The organism is Psychrobacter glacincola, from assembly GCF_965118485.1.
Classification (GTDB): Bacteria; Pseudomonadota; Gammaproteobacteria; order Pseudomonadales; family Moraxellaceae; genus Psychrobacter; species Psychrobacter glacincola_D.
Map to the genome: position 1 here is coordinate 20,573 of NZ_CBCPJH010000022.1, position 21,142 is coordinate 41,714.

16 protein-coding genes and 1 pseudogene are annotated in these 21,142 nt (G+C 39.7%); 10 read left to right on the forward strand and 7 right to left on the reverse strand.

The genetic code is table 11. The features are described 5' to 3' along the window. Nucleotides 1–18: 18 nt before the first annotated feature. From ACMHKH_RS09370 to ACMHKH_RS09380, 3 genes and pseudogenes are all read right to left on the reverse strand, one after another. Nucleotides 19–1,557, reverse strand: a complete 1,539-nt coding sequence (locus tag ACMHKH_RS09370) for a DUF262 domain-containing protein (RefSeq protein ID WP_413520372.1) — start codon at nt 1,555–1,557, stop codon at nt 19–21. Beyond that, a complete protein-coding gene (locus tag ACMHKH_RS09375; RefSeq protein WP_413520373.1) occupies nt 1,554–2,870 on the reverse strand; it encodes a restriction endonuclease subunit S in 1,317 nt (438 codons plus the stop codon). Before ACMHKH_RS09375 ends, ACMHKH_RS09370 begins: the two co-directional genes overlap by 4 nt. After that, nucleotides 2,870–5,298 (reverse strand): annotated as a pseudogene (locus ACMHKH_RS09380) (type I restriction-modification system subunit M). The gene ACMHKH_RS09375 and the pseudogene ACMHKH_RS09380 overlap by 1 nt, the downstream one beginning before the upstream one ends. A 513-nt stretch (nt 5,299–5,811) precedes the next feature. Here ACMHKH_RS09380 and zorA point away from each other — a divergent pair. Genes zorA through ACMHKH_RS09400 form a run of 4 tightly spaced genes read left to right on the forward strand, consistent with a single transcriptional unit; the run spans nt 5,812 to nt 13,292 of the window. Then, nucleotides 5,812–7,878, forward strand: a complete 2,067-nt coding sequence (gene zorA, locus ACMHKH_RS09385) for an anti-phage ZorAB system protein ZorA (protein ID WP_413520374.1) — start codon at nt 5,812–5,814, stop codon at nt 7,876–7,878. Nucleotides 7,879–7,896: 18 nt separating this feature from the next. Next, nucleotides 7,897–8,628 carry a type I Zorya anti-phage system protein ZorB1 gene (zorB1, locus tag ACMHKH_RS09390; RefSeq protein ID WP_413520375.1) on the forward strand — a complete coding sequence of 244 codons (732 nt, stop codon included), beginning with the start codon at nt 7,897–7,899 and terminating at the stop codon, nt 8,626–8,628. 5 nt (nt 8,629–8,633) lie between these two features. Then, nucleotides 8,634–10,055 carry an EH signature domain-containing protein gene (locus tag ACMHKH_RS09395; RefSeq protein ID WP_413520376.1) on the forward strand — a complete coding sequence of 474 codons (1,422 nt, stop codon included), beginning with the start codon at nt 8,634–8,636 and terminating at the stop codon, nt 10,053–10,055. A 9-nt stretch (nt 10,056–10,064) separates the two neighbouring features. Further along, on the forward strand, nt 10,065–13,292 hold the full coding sequence (locus ACMHKH_RS09400; protein ID WP_413520377.1) for a DEAD/DEAH box helicase: 3,228 nt from the start codon (nt 10,065–10,067) through the stop codon (nt 13,290–13,292). A gap of 100 nt (nt 13,293–13,392) precedes the next feature. Here the strand turns inward: ACMHKH_RS09400 and ACMHKH_RS09405 are convergent, their stop codons facing one another. Both ACMHKH_RS09405 and ACMHKH_RS09410 read right to left on the reverse strand, forming a co-directional pair. Then, entirely contained in the window at nt 13,393–14,325 is a 933-nt protein-coding gene (locus ACMHKH_RS09405) for an IS3 family transposase (protein ID WP_413520399.1), read from the reverse strand. Continuing rightward, nucleotides 14,271–14,582: a transposase gene (locus ACMHKH_RS09410; protein ID WP_413520378.1), complete on the reverse strand. Its 312-nt coding sequence runs from the start codon at nt 14,580–14,582 to the stop codon at nt 14,271–14,273. The genes ACMHKH_RS09405 and ACMHKH_RS09410 overlap by 55 nt, the downstream gene beginning before the upstream one ends. A gap of 55 nt (nt 14,583–14,637) precedes the next feature. Here ACMHKH_RS09410 and ACMHKH_RS09415 point away from each other — a divergent pair, with 55 nt between their 5' ends. Then, nucleotides 14,638–15,504 carry a hypothetical protein gene (locus ACMHKH_RS09415; RefSeq protein ID WP_413520379.1) on the forward strand — a complete coding sequence of 289 codons (867 nt, stop codon included), beginning with the start codon at nt 14,638–14,640 and terminating at the stop codon, nt 15,502–15,504. A gap of 5 nt (nt 15,505–15,509) precedes the next feature. After that, nucleotides 15,510–15,938 (forward strand): hypothetical protein, encoded by a 429-nt coding sequence (locus tag ACMHKH_RS09420; RefSeq protein ID WP_413520380.1) that lies wholly within the window; start codon nt 15,510–15,512, stop codon nt 15,936–15,938. Between the two features lie 254 nt (nt 15,939–16,192). Here the strand turns inward: ACMHKH_RS09420 and ACMHKH_RS09425 are convergent, their stop codons facing one another. Then, on the reverse strand, nt 16,193–16,474 hold the full coding sequence (locus ACMHKH_RS09425) for a hypothetical protein (protein WP_413520381.1): 282 nt from the start codon (nt 16,472–16,474) through the stop codon (nt 16,193–16,195). Between ACMHKH_RS09425 and ACMHKH_RS09430 the strand changes: the two genes are divergently transcribed. From ACMHKH_RS09430 to ACMHKH_RS09445, 4 genes are all read left to right on the forward strand, one after another. Then, nucleotides 16,454–17,014 (forward strand): hypothetical protein, encoded by a 561-nt coding sequence (locus tag ACMHKH_RS09430; protein WP_413520382.1) that lies wholly within the window; start codon nt 16,454–16,456, stop codon nt 17,012–17,014. The two genes, ACMHKH_RS09425 and ACMHKH_RS09430, sit on opposite strands and share 21 nt — an antisense overlap. A 21-nt stretch (nt 17,015–17,035) precedes the next feature. Further along, nucleotides 17,036–17,668 (forward strand): hypothetical protein, encoded by a 633-nt coding sequence (locus ACMHKH_RS09435; protein ID WP_413520383.1) that lies wholly within the window; start codon nt 17,036–17,038, stop codon nt 17,666–17,668. Beyond that, entirely contained in the window at nt 17,669–18,166 is a 498-nt protein-coding gene (locus tag ACMHKH_RS09440; protein ID WP_413520384.1) for a hypothetical protein, read from the forward strand. A 109-nt stretch (nt 18,167–18,275) separates the two neighbouring features. Beyond that, entirely contained in the window at nt 18,276–19,412 is a 1,137-nt protein-coding gene (locus ACMHKH_RS09445) for a hypothetical protein (RefSeq protein ID WP_413520385.1), read from the forward strand. 43 nt (nt 19,413–19,455) lie between these two features. Here the strand turns inward: ACMHKH_RS09445 and ACMHKH_RS09450 are convergent. Continuing rightward, a protein-coding gene (locus ACMHKH_RS09450) for an IS3 family transposase (RefSeq protein WP_413520386.1) occupies nt 19,456–20,621 on the reverse strand; the annotation gives its coding sequence in 2 pieces (ribosomal slippage) (nt 19,456–20,366 and nt 20,366–20,621; 1,167 coding nt in all). Nucleotides 20,622–21,142 lie beyond the last annotated feature (521 nt).

The window sequence follows — 21,142 nt, forward strand, 5'->3', positions numbered from 1 at the left end:
GTTTCGCTCAAGTAGTCACTAAACAATATAGTTTAGATGCTTGAATAGTTTATATATTTCATAGTGTTTACTCGTACTATCAGCATCTTCACTAATTGGCTTATTATTTTTATCAACAGCTGTTTCATTGATAGAAGGTTTTTTGGTGACTAAAATCTCTTTAGCAGAGATGGATTGTTGAATAATTCTAAATATCCCATCATAACTTTTGGCGGTATTGTCCATCGTAGATAGCCTAACCGCATACTCAGTCAAGCGCATGCTATAAGCCCAAATGAATATAGTTTCAATAGCTTGCGACAAATCTTGCATGCCGAATTTATCAATATAATAAATCAATGCATTATCGAATAAATTACGGGTATATTTATCGCCTTTTCTATGGCCTTCGCTGTAAGTATTAAGTGTATGGATAATGGCAGAAGCTCGCGTATTTAGAATGTGATGGCATAAGACGACCGAACAACATCTACTATCAGTATTTATAAGCGCATGACAATCGGTATTATTTAGCTTGATATGAGCATCATCATAAAAGGGTGCTTGTTTTATCTTCTGAATTAAAGTGTGATAATGCTTAACCATCTCAAAAAATTGCTGTCCATTAACAATAGTTTGATCAAGCTGAAAAGGGTAGGGCATGATTTGCTTATCAATAAGTCGATGCGAGCTGGCGTTATATTGATCAATATAGTGTTTAGTGATAAGTAGGGTTTGAGCGTACGGAGGTAGATGGTCTTTATCTAAGTTAATTCCTTTAAAAACATCGATATGATTTTTGGTAAAAGAACGGGCAGACTTGCGCTGCGACCAGTGTTTAATTCTAAATAAGTGATGGGCGAATAACTTGGCTAGCTTGTCATCATCCAACCCTTCCCAATATGCTACCGTTTTAGCTTTTAGTTCTTGATTATCGGTATCAAACTCACGCAAATGAAAAGCCTTAAGCAAGTCATGGGGGAATAATTCTTTACCGCGAGAGTTCTGCGAATCAAAAAACTGAAAAGCTTCTGATTCGTCCGTTAATATAAAGATAACCACTTGACACTTATTTAGTAGAAAATCGATATGATCAATGCCAAGCTCGCCACGGCTAATAATACGCAATATTTCTTGAAAGTTTGTATATAGGTTATAGACGGATATATCACTGGCAAACTTTTGCTGTTCAGCCAGCTCTGGTACGCTCTGAGTAAGATTACCTAATACCTCGCGAATCGTTTGCTTAGATTTAGGATGAGTTGAGTCATCAAGATTATAATGCTTGATAATCGCCATGACGGTAAGCATCAGCGTTAAGGTGCGCTGTTGCCCGTCTACTATATTCAAAAAATTCTTTAAATTGCCTTCATCGTCTTTAGGGCGATGAAGTACGATAGTGCCCAGTCGATAGGCGGGCTTGTCACTTTGGGTTTTGATATCGTTGAATAGACTAGCGATATTGTGCTGATTCCACTTATAAGGGCGCTGATACTCAGGGATAGTCAAACGGCTTTCGCTTAGCAACTGTTTGACCGTTACTATCGTTTCATGCTTTAAGGTTATGGAGTCACTCATGCTTGCAGCTCGCCTTTACTAGCTAAAGTTTGGGTGTCTGACTTAGCAGATGAATCTACCAACCGCACTTTCCCTGTCAACAACTGCTGCATCATGCCTTGCTTGATGTCTTTGGTTTTCTCTAGCCTTCCTTCCAATGCTTGAATCTCGGCATCCATATCAGAGAGAATAGTAGCGATGGCGGTTTGTTCTTGTTCATTAGGAAAAGCCGCATTTATTGATTCCATTTTTTGCTTAGTTATATGCAACATGGTTCCACCACTGGAAGAGCTTTGCTTAAGTTTCTCTGTCATGTCACTTAACAAGTAAAATAAATAGCTCTGACTATAGCCACTTTCACATATTACTTTCCAAATGTGATAATGAAATATAGCTTTTGGACCTCGCCAAATAACTGGACCAAAAGTTGCAGACCACATAAACAATAAGTCACCGTTTACACAGTACTGCTTTTCGGGTAACCGTAAATCTGAATAATAATAATTTTCTCCTCTACCAGTGAGGTTTTGAAGTCTAATTACTGGCGTTCCCGCCGTTTTCCATTCATGTAGAGAGTAAGCTCTACCGTTTATAAAGTTACTTATTGCGCCTAAAGTTGATACCTTCCAATCCTCAGGAATCCGCCCTAGCTCAGTTTGTTCAAACCCTTTAAGACTCCCATCCTCACGAGTGGCAAACTCAGGCAGACGAGTTTCGCCAGTGAGTAGCTGCTGCATCGTTCCTGTTTTGATGGCTTCTTTTTTTGCAATCAGTTTTTCTAGTGATTGAATTAAATTATCGACATCAGATAGGGCAGTAGCGATGGTGGTTTGTTCTTGGATTGAAGGCAAGGGCAATGGTGTCGCATTGCAGTTGTCTTTGTTTAAATAGGGCAGCGCAGTCTTAGTTGCTGCTCCGTAAAAATAACTTTCTTGATCCTTTAACGCATACATTAAAAAATAGTTATCTATTTTTTCAGAAGGCAAAAATGCATGGAGCTGTTGATTGATGACAATATTAACGCCAGCGATTGCAACCAGTCCCAGCTCGCCCACGCAAGACATAATCACGGATCCTGCCGGTACGATTTTAGAGCCAACAGTTTTTGCTACTTTTTTTGAAATTTTTAACCCCGAGCGCGAAAAAAATACCGCTCTACCATCAATCAAATCCGGAGTTGTTATCCAAGGAATATCGCCATCAAATTTCTGAGGTTTATTTCGACCAGGAACGATAAAATCACAGACATCTTGAACTTTAATCGAATCCCAGTCCTCAGGAATAACGCCAACCTCAGTCTGCTTATAACCCTCAGGTATTTTAACCTCACTCATTAGGCTACTCCCATCGCTTGCAGATGCGCTTGTACTTTTTGACTTAACATTTCTACTTCATCTACTATTTGCGATAAAGGCTCAGCATAACGCTCATCCAGCTCCTTGATACGATTGGCAAGCTGGGCAGTGATGCGCTCAATTTCATCTTCGATACGCCCTTGTAGCGTGGCGTGCCATTTATCCTCGATCAGTAGCGTCTTGATAGCCGCTTCATCCAAAGTCGGGTAGTGCTTAAATACCGCTAGATCTAACGCCTCTTGTGCTTCTTTCAATGACTTTTTTGCATTGGCTTCAGTATCGAAATAAGAAAGCAACTGATGGAGTGCGTCTTTTTCATCGCTATCGGTGGCAAGTTTGAGACGTGCGCTGACGCTCGACTTATTAAAGCTGCCTTTGTCATTGGTAGCATCCGCTAGTAAGCCTTCCTCATCGCCATGTTCCTCTACATAATCCGCTATGGTACTTGAGACAGTATCTAACTCAGCCTGTAGCGCATCGATATGGGTTTGCTCATCGTTATAGTAGCGGTCGATGATAAGCGCTGGCGGAATAAGCTCCGCTTTATATTTGACCTTATTAATGGTCAGGTCAGGCTCTTCTTTGAGCTTTTCCCCTTTCGCCACGACCAACTTGCGCAGTTGTGCGCCTACTTGCCAGCCATCTTGGCTAATGGCATAGACATCGTCCTGCAAGCTCTCACTCCAGTAGTCCATCAAGATTTGATAAATATCGTATTTATCGAGTAGCGGCGCTATTTCGTAGCGCTGTAGCAGGTCTTCACTGATTCTGTGAATAAGCGCTTTAGGTCTATCGCCTTTATTGATTTCACTTAATTGAATGGCTTGCCACCAGTCATTGAATGGCGTTAGGCTTTGCTCAGCAAAGGTAATAAACTCAGGATGAGCCAATACCGCCGCTTTGACCTCGGTCGATGCCACGAGACACTCGCGGTAACCGTTTCTACTATGCTTAAGCTCGGAGAATAGCGTTTTGCGTAAGTTAGGTAATACCTGCCAATAAGACTCTAGGGAGTCGATATCGGCAACAGGAATACCGCCTTTTAAATGCGCGGTTAGATCGTGCTGATCTTCATCAATACTGGCATCGATATAGCGTGGAATGTTTAAGTTATAGTCGTTATCAATGATCTCATCCAACTTAACCATTCGGCTATAGCCTGTCAGATCCAGTTGAGAATTAAAGACATCGACGATTTTATGAATATCTTGGCTACGCAAACGGTTTTTATTACCGTCTTTCATATAGCCGCGGCTGGCATCAACCATAAACAGCCCCGCGTCACCTTTGGCTCGACTCTCTGCTGTGTTTTTATCTATCACGATGACACAGGCAGGGATGCCCGTACCGTAGAATAGGTTGGCTGGCAAGCCGATGATGCCTTTGATATAGCCTTGCTTAATTAAGTTTTGACGGATATGTGCTTCAGCGTTACCACGGAACAGCACGCCATGGGGTAGAATCACTGCGCCAACACCAGTGCTTTTTAAACTTTTGATGATATGTAAAAGGAAAGCATAATACCGTTCTTCTCGGGCGGAATACCCCAAGTGAAACGGTCAAACTCATCCGACTCTGGATTTAAGCCACTGGTCCAGTTTTTATTACTAAACGGCGGGTTTGCCACGATAAAATCAAAAGTCTTAAGCTGATTGCCTTCTATGAAGTGCGGAGAGGATAGGGTGTTGCCTTTGTAGATGTCAGCGCCTGTTGCCCCATGCAAGATCATATTCATCTTTGCCAATGCGGTAGTCGCAAAGTCCATCTCTTGACCATAGATAGTCAAGCCGTGTGGTGCTTCATCGCTAACTTTAAGCAGTAGAGAGCCTGAACCGCAGGCTGGGTCATATACTGTCGCGTCTAGTGGTGTATTGTCGTCAACACCGATAATCTTGGCCAAAATACGTGATACTTCTGATGGAGTATAAAACTGACCCTTTGATTTACCAGACTCAGTAGCGAAGTGACGCATGAGGTACTCGTAAGCATCGCCTAGTAGGTCATCACCATCAGCACGGTTGCCTGATAGATCCAATCCTTCAAAAATACCAATCAGCTTCGATAAGCGATCGACATGCTCTTTGCCTGTACCGAGTTTTTCTTCATCGTTAAAGTCAGCAACATCAATGACACCGCGCAGACCGTTGGCTTCAGCCAGCTTAGCGATAATTTTATCGACCTTTTCACCAATCTCTTTATCACCTTTCAGCGCCACCATATCGTCGAAGCTACCACCTTCTGGTACCACGATATCGCCAAAGAAATCGTCTTTATATTTATCAGACACATACTTCATAAATAGCATGGTCAAGACGTAGTCTTTGTATTGACTCGCATCCATACCACCACGGAGTTCGTTACAACTTGCCCAAAGGGTAGAATAAATCTCGGTTTTCTTAAGTGCCATAGTTATAAATCTTATTGGTAATAAAGTTTGTAGGTATTGATTGAAAAAACATCGAAGAATAGTATCACATTACAGCTTGTTTGCTCGTCATATAGACTGGCTTGAAGGGCTAATAGATATACGCTCTAGTCTAGCGTCAGTGTAGATGCAATAGAAGATCATTAAAATAGTAATAAAGATTCACACGTCATCTAATGTCGTAAGTAGTCAGCGGTAATTTAAACTATAGTTATTCTCCGATCAAAAATATAAATGCATGTAGCTATTAATTCTCAAATCTATCTATTATCTCCTAAATATTATTTGCCAATCATTTTCTAGTCATTTGTTTATGTTACTATTCCCTTTTTGTAAGTTACAGCTTGTAATGACAGGTATTGCCTGTCGTTATGGATGGTTTTTCACGTAGATATTTATTACTAAATTAAGCTGACTCTAATTTAGCTAGATTTGGATGCAATAGGTTGAATAACAAAGCTTTCAATCGTTTATTTGGTGGGATAGGTGGTATTGATGGATTGGTTCAAAACAGCTCAATTTGTGCAAGAACTTTATATATTTCCTTTAGTAGTTGTAGCTTTTGTTGCTTATGTTGGTGTTCGATTTGTCTTAAATTATATAAATCCCGCAAAACTACTAAATAATAAACTAGCACAATTAGCTAGTGATTTAGAAAGTCTGAATGGAGATTCTAGTTTTGACAAAAACCTATTAGATACAAAGTTTGAAGGTAATACTTCATTAAAACAGTCATGGTTAAATTATAAAAAAACGTTTCATGATATTCATGAAGTGATAGACGGTGAAAGTGTTATAGATCACTCACGGGCAACGGTGCCAAGTGAAATGTTTTTCACGGAATCCATCGTGGTAGACATTCCATTAAAGGTAGATTTTTATAAGCACTTACCCGGGATGATTACTGGCGTTGGTATTATCGTGACATTTGCAGGTCTGTTGATTGGATTATTAGCTTTTGATCCTGCAGGCAACCCTGACAAGGTTCAAGACAGCTTGACGTTATTGCTAAAAGGCGTGGGAGAGGCCTTTATGGCTTCTGGATTGGCTATTCTCACAGCCATGCTTATTACGTTTTTTGAAAAGTCATGGTTAAGAAAATGCTATGCGCAATTACAGCGACTAAATACCGCCATAGATAATGCCTTTACTTTTGATGAAAGTGGTGAGGAGTATCTGGCTAAGTTACTTAAGTCTTCTCAAGCCAATGAAGCTAATGCTCGGCAGCTTAAAGATAGTCTGGTTAATGATTTAAAAACCATGATGACTAACTTGGTCGAAGAGAATAAAAGAAATCAAGCTGCCTTTGCAACTCAACTAAGTGACTCTTATGCGCAATCAAGCCAGTCGATGGCAACACAGATTGGGGAGTCTATTAAAGACAGCCTCCAAGACCCTTTAGAGCAGATTGCTTCGAGCGTGCAAAAAGTCAGTGGTGATCAAGGTTCGGCTGTGCAAGATCTTATGACTGATGTGTTAACCGCTTTTATGAGTAAGCTGGAAACGACATTTGGCGGTCAAATGACAGGTATGAGCGAGATGATGACACAGTCTGTCACGGCTATGCGTGAGATGCAGGCAGGATTTTCTCAATTAATGACAGATATGCAGACTAATAGTGAAGTTTCGACCAAAACGTTAGAGACGCAAATGGCTAAAATGATGGAGGATATCCATCAAAAGCAAAATGAGATGTCTACCCAAATGAACGAGATGGTAGAAAATCTATCAGCAGGTTCGGCTAAGATTGGCAATCAAGGGCTGTATGCCGCTGAGCAGTTGAGCAGTAAGGTAAATGAGCTTGTCTCAGGTCTAGGTACTTCAATGTCAGGCCTGCTATCAAATGTCGCAGAGCAGCGTATCGAGCAGGATCGCCAAATATCAGACAATCAACAAAAATTGCACGAGCAGTCATCTGTATTGATTGATAACTTAGGTAGTGAAATTAAAGAGCTCATTACGCATAGCAAAGAAGCCGTTCAAACTCATAAAGAAAACATCCAAAAACTGTCTCAAGTAACTACAGATAGTATCACTGGTATGAATAGTGGTGCAGAAAGAATGCGCTTGGCTGCTGAGCAGTTTACTACGGCTGGTAGTTCGCTAAGCACAGTGACTGGTAAAACCTCAGAGCTTATTGCACAGGTTAATACGACTTCAACTAATATGACGAGTGCGAGCAGTAGCCTTATTGAGTTGATAAGAGATTATAAGAATTCTCAAAATAGCGTTAATACTGCTATTGAAGCACTAGAAAATATCATTCAGCAGTCAAAATCTGAAGCTGGTATGACTAGTCAAATGCTTAATGATATGCAGAATATGACGACAGCTTTAAGCCAAGTGAAGAGGGAGATGCAAGAATATTTGGCAGAAGTTAGTGATGTTCTAGTGAAGAGCTTTGATAGCTTTGGTACTTCCGTTGAAAGTAGTCTCAATCAATCGTTGGTGTCTTTTGACAACACACTTAACCAAGCCGTTCAACGCCTTGCAACTGGTGTTGAAGGCTTAGGTAATGTGGTTGAAGACCTTGAAGATCTTACGCAAAGAACTAGACGCTAATTTTGGAGTGTATCGCTAATGATTGGTAATAGGTACGCTAAAAAACCTCGTTCGAAGGATGAGGGTGAGAAGCCTTTTTGGATCTCATTTGCTGACTTGATGACAGCGCTAATGACATTGTTTTTGGTAGTGATGGCAGTATCTTTAATGGTCGTCACTAAGAAAATTAATGAAGCCACACAGGCAGAGAAAGAACGCAGTTCAGAGGTCTTAGATATCTGTACTAGTATTAAAGATGACCCTACTTTAAAGAATCAGCTGATCACCGTAGACTGTAAAGAGAACCGTATAAATTTTGGTGAAGCGGGTCGGTTTGGGTACAACGATTACCGATTGAATGAAGAGGGTATAAAAGCGCTAAGTGCTTTGGTACCGGTTGTCTTAGAAGCTGCTAATAGTGAGAATGGTAAAAAATGGTTTAAGCAGATCGTGATTGAAGGTTTTACAGATACAGATGGATCTTATTTATATAACCTAAATTTAAGCTTGCGTCGTTCGGAGTGGGTGATGTGTAGCTTATTGGATCCCACATTTAATCAAGATTTGGATTTAACTGACACGCAAAAAAACCAAATTAAACAGCTGTTTCTAGCGGGCGGTGTGTCATTTAATGCAGCAAAAGACAGTAAAGAAGCTTCGCGCCGTGTAGAGCTACGAATGCAGTTCTATGGTTTAAAAGAAAAAGACAGTGCTGAGGCGCAGCCGATTTTTGTTTCTGCTCCTACTGAAACCTGTCAGCTGGCAAGGTGAGTGTGATGAGTATAGCTATTTTAAAGCAGAGACTGAATCAGAGTATCGATAATTTTTCTGAAGCCGACCAAGTGCATAATAAATTTGCCAAACCGACCAAATTAATGAAGACGTTAGCAATCATTGAACGTAAGTTTGATGATATGGAAAATGCTCATCCTATCGAAGAAAAGATCGTCAACTCAGTTTTAAAGTTAGAAGAGCATGGCAAAGACTATTTAACAAAACGTGACTGGAAGAATCTAGCTTGGTCACTTAGTAAAAAGCTGCTAAGTTATGAAGATAAAATACTTTTTACCTTTGTAGGTAGCCAGCTTATTGAGCAGTTTAGCAAAATGGATCCTGAGTTACTAAAAACCGTTTATTTCCCTCTACTGTATAGTTATTTTGCGGTAGAACAAGATGAGATAAATAAACGGCCCAATAACTGGGTTCAGCTCAGAAATATCTTAAATAGTAATCGCTCTACGTTATTTCAAGCCACTCTTCGACCTAAAAAATGGCTTATTACGTTAACTGATCATCCTGAAGTGCTCTCATTAGATCCTTCTAAAAGATTTATTCGTGACTTTTTATATAATAGCGATGACAGCAGAGTCAGTAGTCAGTTAGAAAGCTTAAGCATTGCACCAAACAGCTGGTTTTGGGACAGTTTGATTAACACATCTATCAAGTCTGTTAAAACCATGAAAGAAGAGGATTACTTTAAAGTGATACCTCGTTTCTTGCTTCTATTAGAAAAAAACCCAATCTATACCACCGCTATTTTAACGGCTCTACTTGAACGCTATGCTGCTACCTCAAAGCGCGCGGTAGTACACGAATCTTTAAAGCACGTCTGTTTGACGCAATGGGATAATCCGCAATACGACTCATCAGCAGGCTGGCGGAATGTCAGTTCAGACACTAGAAAAATGGTGATTCAGTGGTTTGTCCGAGCCGACCTAGAAGCTTTCTTTAAATTATTCAGCCAAACAGCTGATGTCGACCGCTTTGATTATTGGATTAAGTTTATTGATAAAATCTCGTTTTCTCAGATATTTCTGGGTCCAGCTGCCGTGCAATCTAGACATGCTGAGCATAGAAAGTTCAGAGAGCTTAATCATGGCAGATTAAAAAATATTACGGGTTCTACTCCTAGTAATAATGCTTTTCTACTAAAAATTGATAACGTTCATATTGTTGATTTTTCAGATACTGGAAATGCCTGCTATGGGTATAGTGACTTACCTTTTAATCTTAGTAAGAAAAATATAACGGTTCATGAATTAAAGAGCAAACAGCATTCAATATTTAAAAGTGATTCTGGTCGAGCAACGAGTTTGAGCCATTCAGGAAACTGGGAAGCAAAATTTGATGAAAAACTCGCTGAGTTGGGCGTCTTTTCCAGCCAATCCAATAGTCCAAAATACAAAAAACGTTATTAGAGAGTAGTTATGAAGCTAGCATTCTGGAAAAAAGAGAAAGCTGTTGACGATACTAATAGAGAAGAGTTGATAGAAAGTATCGTGCCTTTACCGCTGCAATACGATGATATTGGTTTAAAGCACTGCTATACAGCTGTGGCTAAAACTGATGCAGATTTCTATTGGGAGAGCTTGGCGGATGAAGAGCTCGCTTATCAGTCAGATGATAATTATATATTGCCATGGGAAGAGCTTTTTCAGATTCAACAGAATGCTGAGCATGATAGCGTTATTAATCTGCTCAACTTGCCTCAATCAAGTGATTTATATCCGATTATTCGTAGTGAAAATGGTCTAAGCGATTCGGGTTTCCAAATTATTCTGGATGGTTGGTGTGATAAAAATAAGGTCAAGTTTAAAGGCTCAGTCAAAAGAACAGGTGCAATTATTAGTATTACCGGCAAAGAATATTTATTGAATGAAAGTACTTGGAAGCTATTAGAGAAAATTAAAGAGTTCTCTCGTATTACGGATAAAAATAAATCATTAAATCAAAAGTATTGGGCGCAAATACGCAGTTTAGCGAATAAAAGCGAGGCCAACTTAGATGAGTTCTTGCGTAAAACGATCGTACTTGCCCCAGAGGAGCTGCAACTCAATCTCCGTAAAAATTTAGTGAGTACAGAATCAGTGGTAGAGGTGCAGCCTGATTTTAAAGACTCGCCCTCAAATTGGCTACAAACTTTTGATAAGTATAATGAAGTGCAAGATGAATATACAATCAGCTTACCAGAAGGTGGTCTGGCTCACGTTATCATCGAGCCGCAAGTTAAAAGTGTACTAAATGAAATTAAGAAGATGCCAAATCGTCGAATAGCTGGCGAGCGTGCGCAGACCTTTTTACATAATCCTTTTGCTCAGTTAGGCGAAGATGCTGTAGAGGTTATATCTCCAGAGGGCTTTGAGCAATCCAAAGAAGAGGCAGAGATCTATAGCTACCGTTTGCTAATAGATAAAAGCTATGACAAAGCATCACATTTTAATTCAGCTCAACTAACGTTGCATGAAAACTCAAGTAGAGCACAAGACCCTATTCTGTTAGAACTTTCAAATCTAGAGCAAGCTCAACACTTTATTGCTACTTATGAGAAATCATCACCAGTGTTCCTATGGGCAGGCTACAGTATAGATAGAACAAACTATTTAGATAACCAAGTGGAAGAACTGAAAAGTGATCTAGAAGAAATTCGGCAGCATGAAGATGATTTACAAGCTAAAAACGTACTAGATTTAAATAATTACAGCGATCGAGTAATTGGTATTGGTGAAGCCGAAAAATTGAGTTCTGAAGCCATTCAAAAAGATAGTGGTGAATCCGAATGGTTACCACAGAATCTTATAGATGGGTCAGCCGACTTATCTCAATTTACTTCTGATAATACTGATGCCACTACTGAGCTACTTGAGCAACGTATCCAGCATGCAGAGGCAGAAGGCGAGAGCTTTGTTCTACATCCGGACAGCAACGTCTCCATTCCATTAGATGATGCAAAAAAATTACTTAATGATCTGCGTGATTCAAAGAGTGATGACCCAGCGGAAAACGACATAGAGCAAGAGCAGCCAGAAGCTGATGAAACAAAGAAAAAATCTACCTTATTGATTGCCAATAATATCGATGAGGCTGACTTTACTAAGAAGCGAGCCGAGACTCTGACTTTTGATGAAAGCCGCCGCCCTCAGGCCATATTGCCATCAAGCTTTAGAAGCCAAGAATTTAGTTTAAAAAAGCATCAAGAGTATGGTATCGCTTGGCTACAAAATCTATATCAGTATGCGCCAACTCAGGTTAGCGGCTGCTTATTAGCGGATGATATGGGATTAGGAAAAACTTTGCAGTTACTTTGTTTTATTGGTGAATATCTAGAAACTGCAGAAGATAAAAAACCTGCATTAGTAGTAGCACCAGTTTCTTTATTAGAGAACTGGGAGAGTGAAATCAATAGGTTTTTTAGTGCAAAATTCGGAAAAGTGTTAAGTTTATATGGCGATAACTTAAAACAGCGAAAAATACCCAAACACCTAATATCTTCTCAATTAAGAAACGATTACGGAATAACAAATCTACTTGAAGATAATTGGTTAGGTGGGGCAGATATAGTACTGACTACTTATGAAACCATGCGAGACCTTGAGTTTTCTTTAGGGAGGGTAGATTGGAGTATCATGATATGTGATGAAGCCCAAAAAATAAAAGTGCCTACTGCAATGGTTACTAAAGCTGCTAAAGCCCAAAAAGCAGACTTTAAGATCGCTTGTACAGGCACGCCTGTAGAGAATTCACTTGTTGATCTATGGTGCTTATTTGATTTCATTCAAGAAAACCTGATGGGTTCGCTTAGTGAATTTAATAAAGAGTATCGACGTCCTATTGAAAAGAAAGACGATGAAGACAACGCGATAATAGATGAGCTTCGTCAATTGATTGAGCCACAAGTATTAAGACGTATGAAGCATGATGTCGCTGAGTTGCCAGCAAAACACGAAATTAATGATTGTAAAAATATTGAAATATCAAAGCTGCAACGCACACTTTATAAACAAGTATCAAATGATTATAGAAGTTTATCTGAGCAAGGCCACAAAGGCGTTATGTTAAAAGCACTACATGACATGCGAATGATTTGTGCTCACCCCTTGAATTTTCAAGAAAAAGTGACTATCAATGATTCGCCTAAAGCCGAATGGTTAATAAACACTTTAGAGACCATAAAACAAAAAAATGAGAAGGTTATCATTTTTACTGAGTTCAGGGCTATTCAAGTATTTTTAAAGCGGCTTCTCCTTGAGCGGTTTGGATTAAACGTTACTACAGTGAATGGGGATTCAAATACTAATAGTAGAGTAGGCTTAACGCGGCAGGGCATTATTGATAAGTTCCAAGAAACGAATGGTTTCAATGTGATCATCTTATCCACTGTGGCAGTTGGCTTTGGTGTAAATATCCAAAAAGCAAACCATGTTATCCACTATACACGCAGTTGGAACCCAGCTAAGGAAGACCAAGCGACTGATAGAGCCTACCGTATTGGGCAAGATAAAGAAGTTTACGTGTATTATCCGTCTATCTCAGCATATGATTTTGAGACGTTTGAGATTAAACTGGATAAGCTACTATCTAGTAAGCGCAGTCTTGCTGATGATATGTTGAAACCAAACGTAGAGCTTACTCAAGAGCTGATTAATTCGATTTACTGAGTAGGCTTTTAACAAGTAGCTGTAGTAGATAAGCACCATGCTAGACTACTTTTATGAAGATAACCGGTTGTAAAGTTCTAGCAGATACTGTAGTGGTCAACTAATTTAGGACACTTGATAAGAGGTTTTGATTAAAGTAGCGTTTCTCTTTTTCTGCTGGTGGTAAATAGTCATTAAAACGATGCGGTCTTATGGTCTGATAATAGCCCCAGATATAATCAATAATAGCGCTTTTAGCCTCAGCGATATTCTCATAACCGCCCTTTGGCATCCATTCTGTTTTAAAGCTCCTGAAGAATCGTTCCGTTGGCGCGTTGTTCCAACAATTTCCACGACGGCTCATACTTTGTGTCATACCATCACAACTAGCCACGGATCCAGCGAATATCTTACTAGTATAATGCGTCCCTTGATCAGAGTGAAACAGCACCCCGCGCGGCTTTAATCGCGTGTGATAGGCCATCTGCAATGCTTTAGTCGTTAGACTGCTATCAGGCGATTCTGATACGGAAAAACCCACCACACGCCGTGCAAACAGGTCTAACACCACCGCTAAATAACACCAGCCACCCTTGATACGAATGTAAGTGACATCGCCCGTCCAGACTTGATTGGGCGCATTTGGGCTAAAGTTGCGAGTTAGGATATTGTCATACGTTTTATGAACGTCATCAGCGTGCTTGTATTTATGCGTCTTTAACTGACAACTTTTAAGCTCCATCTGCGCCATAAGTTTACCTACCCTATAACGTGACAGCTTGATGTTGTGTTCATTCATTAGTATGGCAACGATGCTGCGAGCGCCTGCTGAGCGCTTTGAGTCATTAAATATTTGGCGGATTAAGGCTTTAGTTTTGATAGTGTCAAGGCTAATTAACTTGGGCTTTACTTCATAGTAGTAACTGCTTTTCATCACCCCAAACAGCTTGCATAAAAGGCTTTTACTGGCCTGTTTGTCTTGCTCTGCAAGCTTGCTTATCAGCGATAGCCGTTCAGGCTGTCCAAGGCCAGCAGAGCAGAAGCCTTTTTTAATATGTCACGCTCCATAGTGAGTCGCTTAACTTGTTTGCGCAATTCTTGTAGCTCGCGCTGTTCATCCGTTAAAGCGTTGCCGACTTTAGGGGCTTGACCCTCTATTTCTTGACGGTACTGACTCAGCCATTTCTGCAGGGTAGATTTGCCAATGCCCAGTGAGCTTGCCACATCGGGTATTTTACGTTTATCATCAATGACTAAGCTGATCGCTTCTAACTTGAATTCTCGGGTGTATTGGTTGCGTTTATTGGTCATACTATTTTCCTTCTTTGGGTTAGTATAAACCTCTTATGCACTGTCCTAATTTACTATGCCACTACAACAGACGGGTGGCCTTGCGGTTGATACGGGTATTGATACTCGCGTGTTTACCAGTGCGGGTCGAGAGGAGATTGCTAAAGAGCAAAGGGAGTTGGCAGGAAACGTCAAAAAGATGGGTGAAGATATAGCGGGTGCAGCTGCATTAGGTTACGAGACTGGTAAAGATATTTATAATACTATTCAGATAGCTAAAAAGATTGAAGAAGTTAGAGATACCTTAACCCCAGATGAGCAAGTTATCTTTGATAATGAGCTTAAAAAACTACAGAGTGAGGATTCGCTTCAATCGAATGTTGCTCCTGTTGCTGCTGTTGCTGCTGGTGCTGCTGCTGGTGCTGCTGGCGGTGTTGCTATCGGTGCTACGGAAGCAGCAGTAGGTTTGACAGGTTTAGGTATAGCTGGTTGTGCAGCGACAGAAATATGCTCTGAAGCGGTTAAAATTGGTTTGAATAATGCGCAGGCAAATGCTATTGCCGCTGCTGAAGAAGTTAGAAAAGCTACTAATGCTATACTTGCTAAATCAAAAGGAAATGATGTAGGTAACGGACAAAATGCGTTTGGAAGTTCTTCGCAAGTGTCATCGACACCGCCCGATCCTGATGATGGTGACGATGGTATTAAACTAACTGGTGGAGGTAAGAAAAACTTAGGTAATTTAACAAATTTAAAAGATAAGACTGTAGCAGAAGCGATAAAATCGCGAGGTGGTACTGGTAGCAATGTTAACAAAGTCGAGAGTTATTTAAGAAACGAAAAAGTAGGTGAAATAGCTAACCGAGCAGCTAGAAATGATAGTGATGCTAAGACAGCTCTTAAGATAATAAAAGACGCTAAAAGATTAAGTCAAAAGAGGTAACAGTTATGAATAAGACTGATGTATTTGAAGAGAAAATCAATGTAGATGGTATTGTAAACGTGCTATCCATGAAATTTTATATCGATGAAGATTTACCTTATCAAATTTGTTTTATTATTTTTGAAACTGGTTCATTAGGTGTCATCTATTTAAAAGTAGATAATGATACTGATCAATTATATTGGTCAGTAGAAAATCCAATAATAAATAGTTCGGATACATATAAAGAAGTCGAAAATCCTTTTTCAGCTGATAGTTTTACCGTTGTTTTTTATTGGCATATGATTGGTCATTCTGGCTCTCATGATGCCATTCAATTTTATACTAGAGTAGAAAGCGATTCCCACACTCAGATTTCGTACATGCAATTCATGGGTGAAGCGTCAGGTATATCTTGCTATGAGTTTGGCAAATCAACTAATTCGTTAAAGTAGTTAATCATTAAATTAAATGAAAGCTAAGAATAATGTTTTTGAAAAAAAGTATAGTCAACGCATGAGATGATAGGATGCAATAAAAAGTTACGGTTCTAAAAGTACCGTAGCTTTTTTTATTTGTTGTCATATCTAGACTAGCCGTTCCCTCTATTGCAGCTGGACTATTAGATAAAGGTAATAGCAATCCTGAAAGCCTAAACAAATCAGGCATTGATAAAGCCCAAAGCAACGTCACTCAGCTCATCAACAATCTAGAAACGGGCATAAGTGACAACACCGTCAAACTTGCTGCTACGGTTGAAGCCATACAAGAAGGCGAGCTGACCAATAGTATTGATAATCAAGACACCCTCAATCAGCTCAATACCGCTATCACTCAAAGCACTGATGCTAGTGGCACTCAAATCAGTCTTGTCGATGATCCTCGTAATGTAGAAGGCAATCGTGTTCAAGGAACGACCAACGTTATCAACCGAACCGATACTTATGTCGCAACAGATAGCATGGGTAACATGGTTGAAGTTATTAACCATGACGCTGCTCATCAAAACGGACAAGGAGAAGCCGCTGCTGATGTCATGGGCAAAACAGGCAATAGTGCCTTTAACCTTGGCAAATGGGCAAACAGTGGTGCAATAGCAGAAGAGCGCACGACTATTACGCCAAAACCAATCACTGCTACTAATGATGCCAAAGCGCAGCAAGAGCAATTGGCTAGTAACAAAGAGAAGTTAGAAGCTCAGCAAGAAGCTGGGGATGCGTTTGAGGATGAAGCTGGATACCGATGTACAGGGACAGGTCTTAACATGAGTTGTAGTCATCCTAGTGACAGGTACTCAGCACAAGGTCAAGCTAAAACATTATATCCAAACGATAAAAATAAACGAGATGCATACCTCGCAGCTTATAAGGCATCAAAAGGAACTGGCGTTAAGAACATCGCAAAAGGTGTGATAGCGTTTGCCACAAATCCAGATACAGTCGTTACTAATTCAGTAAAAGCAATAGCGCAATTAATACTTCATCCTGTTGATTCCTCTATTGCTATGAACAATGCAATAGTGAAATGGTAAGTTGATTATGAGAGGGCGAAATTGACTAATCCTGCTTTAGCAGGAAGAATGCAGGGTGAATTATCCAGCATTCTTGGTACAGAAACCGTAATAGCTCTAACAACTGGAGGAGCAGTAGCAGTAGCAAAAACTGTCAAAGTCGCTAACCAAGCTAGTGTTGACGTACGTTATAATAACCCGCAAGAGTATCGAGAATACCTTGCCAAAGAAGCAGGAATTCCTAAGCATATCAATCCTTTGAAACCTACGAATGCATATGGATTAGACTCACAACAACTTAGAACCTATTTTGAAATAAATGGCTATCATGTTAATTCCGTTAAAGAGGCTTCGCAAGGGTCAGGTAATGCTCAAGTCTATGCTATAAATAATCATCCTGAAATCGCAAAGATACAACATAGCCCATCAACAAGTAATCTTCCGCTTAAAAATAGAAGTCAACATGAGGGTGAATATATTAAGTTTACTTTGAAAAAAGCAGAAAAAGATGCTGCTGGTATTATGAAACCAGCAGTAAAAGATGCTTATGGCAATTCAAAGGTTTATATTATTGACCCTACTACTTTTAAAAAGACAGCTAAAGATTCGATATTTTATAATAAGCAAGGGCAAAGACTTCAATACATTAATCGTGAATATAAGGTAGTTAAATAAATGTGTAAGATAAATATATATGGTAAAGCTGAAATAGGAAAAGGAATAGCAGGTATTGAATTTGGAAATAGAATAGAAGAATTTCTACCTTTAGTAAAAACTATTGTTGATGGAAATAAAACACCTTGGACTACAGATATTTTTAGAGACAACGAAAGTGTCTTAATGTATATAGTGCCTAATAATAACGGTAATATAATATATTTTTCTGAGCCTGAGCTTGAACTAGGTTTTAATGAGCAAGGTAATCTAGATGTAATTATTGCTGGTAAGGGTTATAAAGGGGAGGTGTTTGAAGGAGGAGTAAAAATAGGCAGCCGAATCGGTGATATTAATCATCCTCTAATTTTAGATGATACGGAAGATGTTCACTACCTAGTAGATAAAGATGGTGAGGTCATTCACGGCATTTATTTTGTAGCAGATGGCTTGGAAGTTGACGATGATCCTGATCAAAAGATTCAAGAAGTTAGAGTTTATAACTATAGTATTGATTAAAGTTGTTCTATAAAAAAAGCTACGATTTTCATATCGTAGCTTTTTTATTTCGTTCAACCAAAACCAAACCCTCTCTCAAGCCATTGAAGGACTAAAAGCCCCTGCTAGAATGGCACAAGCTATTCAAGAAAACCCTGAGATTGGCGCTATCTTGCAAGAAGGCTATCAGCAAGGCGACTATGACGGACTACTTAATAGTCAAGCTGCCCTACAAGCACTGGCTGATAGTACAGGTGTCAGTGTTGACGTTATCATTACTAACATAACCAAAGAGCTGCGTGCCAAAGGCGCAACCGATGGTCAGCTGGTTGCTATAGATCAAGACGCTAGTAATCGTAAAGATGCTGTTAAAACCACAGCGCATGAACTTGATCACGTACGAGGCGGTACTAGTGAAACATTAGCCAATCTTGCAGGTATTGCCGCAGACTTAAACGTCTCAGCCAGTATGGATGCCAATCAAGATAAGATAGATAGTTATAAGCCTGCTTTGGGTGATGGTAGAGATAATGCAACGCAAGCTCAAAATGAGCAACTGATTGAGAAGAATGATGAAACGTTAAAGGACAAACTAACAGAGAATCCTGATGGGTTTGATTATGATGCTACCTATCGTTGTACAGGCCCTGGGTGGACAAATTGCGGTAATGCTCAAGATCGAGCATTAATAAACGAAGCAAAAAGGCTGTTTCCGAAAAGTACTGCTGATCAAGAAGCTTATAAGGCGGGTAAAGGATCTGCCTTTGGCTCTAGTGTTGTTAATGCTGGGAAAGGATTAGCAGAAATTGCTAGAGACCCAAGAAGTGCGATTACTAATTCCTTTAGAGGTATGATAAATGCCTTAACCGATCCGAATAAAGCGGGTCGAGAGATGAGATCAGCGATCATTCAATGGAAAAACGACTACAACAAAGCTTTGAAAGATAATCCAAAACTTGCAGGTAAAATGAGAGGTGAGCTTGAGGATGCTGTAGGATTTGGAGTGGCTAGTACGGTATTAACTGGTGGTTCAGCTAATGCCTTAAAAGCGATGCAAAAAACGGGTAAATTTGAGGTTGATACAAAAAAACCAGTTATCACTCAACAAGTCAAAAATAATCAGAAATTAGAAAATGCTAACGGCCAATCAGGAAAATATAATAAAAGAAAGGATGTTACCAGTAGATCAGCTAACGATGTAAATTCCACTTTCCCAACTGATTGGCAACCACCTTATAAACCTGGAACTAAAGTCACAGAAAACTGACCCCTGCCGTCAAATCCGTACAGTTAAACTTGGGAGATTTTAATTACGCAGCTTGACGATAATAATCAAACCACACCTGTCTTGGCGATTTATAACTCAAGCCCTTTTGAATCCTAGTCTGGTTGTAATATAGCTCGATGTATCTAATGATATCGGTAATGGCGGCAAATCTAGTTTTATAATCCTTATGATATACCAGCTCATTCTTCAATATGCCCCAGAAGCTTTCTATGGGTGCGTTATCAAAGCAATTACCTTTGCCACTCATTGAGCCTATAAACTGGTGCTGTTTAATGATCTTATGATACGCATGACTACAGTATTGACTACCTCTGTCTGAGTGCACAATTAATCCTTTATTAGGTCGTTTGTTTTTGATTGCCATATTTAGTGCTTTGCAAACTAAGTCAGCAGTCATGCGTTTGTTGATAGCGTAACCGACCAACTCTTTGGTATATAAATCTTTCACTCCTGCTAAGTACTGCCAGCCCTCATTTGTCCAGATATAAGTAATATCGCTTACCCAAGACTCATTAGGGCAACTGGCATCAAACTGCTGATCCAGCACATTCGGATAGACCAGCTTGTTGTGATTAGAGTCGGTGGTCACTTTAAAGCGCTTATGACGACGACATTTAATGCCGTGTTGCTCTTTGATGCTTCTTACCATATACAGGCTAATGTTGTGGCCTTGCTCGCTTAGATGAGCATGTAGTCGATCTACGCCATAACGTTCTTTCGTTTCACTGTGAGCCGCTTTAACCAGTAATTCAGACTGGTTGCGATGTATCTGCTGGTCACTGATGTCACGACTAATCCAGTCGTAATAGCTTGAGGGCTTAACCCTTAACACACGGCACATAGTGGTGATGCTAAATATCTGCTGATTGTCTTTAATAAAGGCGTACTTCACTAACTGTGCTTGGCAAAGTACGCCGTCGCCTTTTTTAAGATCTCGCGCTCCTCTTCAGCCACTTTAAGCTGCCGCTTGAGCTGCTTTATTTCTTGAAGAGCACTCATAAGATCAGGATCATATTGCTCTGTGCCGACAAGCTTGCCTTGATTGGCTTTGTTATGCCAATTTGATAGCGTTTGCATGGCAATGCCAAGCTGCTTTGCGGTAGCCGAGATATTGCCATTATTGTCTGATATCTTCTTGATAGCTTCTGCTTTAAATTCGTCACTGTAGGTTCTTACTTTCTTGGTCATGATAAACTCCGATTAATACGCTTAGTTTACCAAGTTTATCTCTACGGTTTCTTCAGCATAGCTCATTCTATAATGATCTGATTTTCACATATTATGACCCTCATCGCTCCTTCTTCATATATCTTAAATATCAATGCTTCATCTTGATATATATAAGCAGATATTGAGTTCTGCATATCACTGATAGAAAAAACCATTTTTTTATTTTGTGTATCAATGAATGTGGATTCTAGCAAACCATCCTTATCTCTATGACTCTCGCATCCAAACATCTCCATAAAATCTACATCTTTAGGATAAAAGAACGACATTTTCTTTCCTATGATCAAAGTCTGTGGTCAATTAATTTCGTACAATTTAGGATGATAGACGAAAGAATGCTAATTATATAGCCAATGCTTCGCTACCTGTATGGCAAACGGAACATGTTCCCCATAACGAGGCTTTATGGCAAATGACGTTGGATAGAAGGATTCAGTTTCATCGGTTCCTTTGAGGTATACCAAATGAAACCATCTAAG

Excerpts from the sequence above, each read along its gene's own strand:
- ACMHKH_RS09370 (WP_413520372.1), bottom strand. The coding sequence starts at position 1,557 with ATGAGTGACTCCATAACCTTAAAGCATGAAACGATAGTAACGGTCAAA.
- ACMHKH_RS09375 (WP_413520373.1), bottom strand. The coding sequence starts at position 2,870 with ATGAGTGAGGTTAAAATACCTGAGGGTTATAAGCAGACTGAGGTTGGC.
- zorA (WP_413520374.1), top strand. The coding sequence starts at position 5,812 with ATGGATTGGTTCAAAACAGCTCAATTTGTGCAAGAACTTTATATATTT.
- zorB1 (WP_413520375.1), top strand. The coding sequence starts at position 7,897 with ATGATTGGTAATAGGTACGCTAAAAAACCTCGTTCGAAGGATGAGGGT.
- ACMHKH_RS09395 (WP_413520376.1), top strand. The coding sequence starts at position 8,634 with ATGAGTATAGCTATTTTAAAGCAGAGACTGAATCAGAGTATCGATAAT.
- ACMHKH_RS09400 (WP_413520377.1), top strand. The coding sequence starts at position 10,065 with ATGAAGCTAGCATTCTGGAAAAAAGAGAAAGCTGTTGACGATACTAAT.
- ACMHKH_RS09410 (WP_413520378.1), bottom strand. The coding sequence starts at position 14,582 with ATGACCAATAAACGCAACCAATACACCCGAGAATTCAAGTTAGAAGCG.
- ACMHKH_RS09415 (WP_413520379.1), top strand. The coding sequence starts at position 14,638 with ATGCCACTACAACAGACGGGTGGCCTTGCGGTTGATACGGGTATTGAT.
- ACMHKH_RS09420 (WP_413520380.1), top strand. The coding sequence starts at position 15,510 with ATGAATAAGACTGATGTATTTGAAGAGAAAATCAATGTAGATGGTATT.
- ACMHKH_RS09430 (WP_413520382.1), top strand. The coding sequence starts at position 16,454 with ATGGTTGAAGTTATTAACCATGACGCTGCTCATCAAAACGGACAAGGA.
- ACMHKH_RS09425 (WP_413520381.1), bottom strand. The coding sequence starts at position 16,474 with ATGGTTAATAACTTCAACCATGTTACCCATGCTATCTGTTGCGACATA.
- ACMHKH_RS09440 (WP_413520384.1), top strand. The coding sequence starts at position 17,669 with ATGTGTAAGATAAATATATATGGTAAAGCTGAAATAGGAAAAGGAATA.
- ACMHKH_RS09445 (WP_413520385.1), top strand. The coding sequence starts at position 18,276 with ATGGCACAAGCTATTCAAGAAAACCCTGAGATTGGCGCTATCTTGCAA.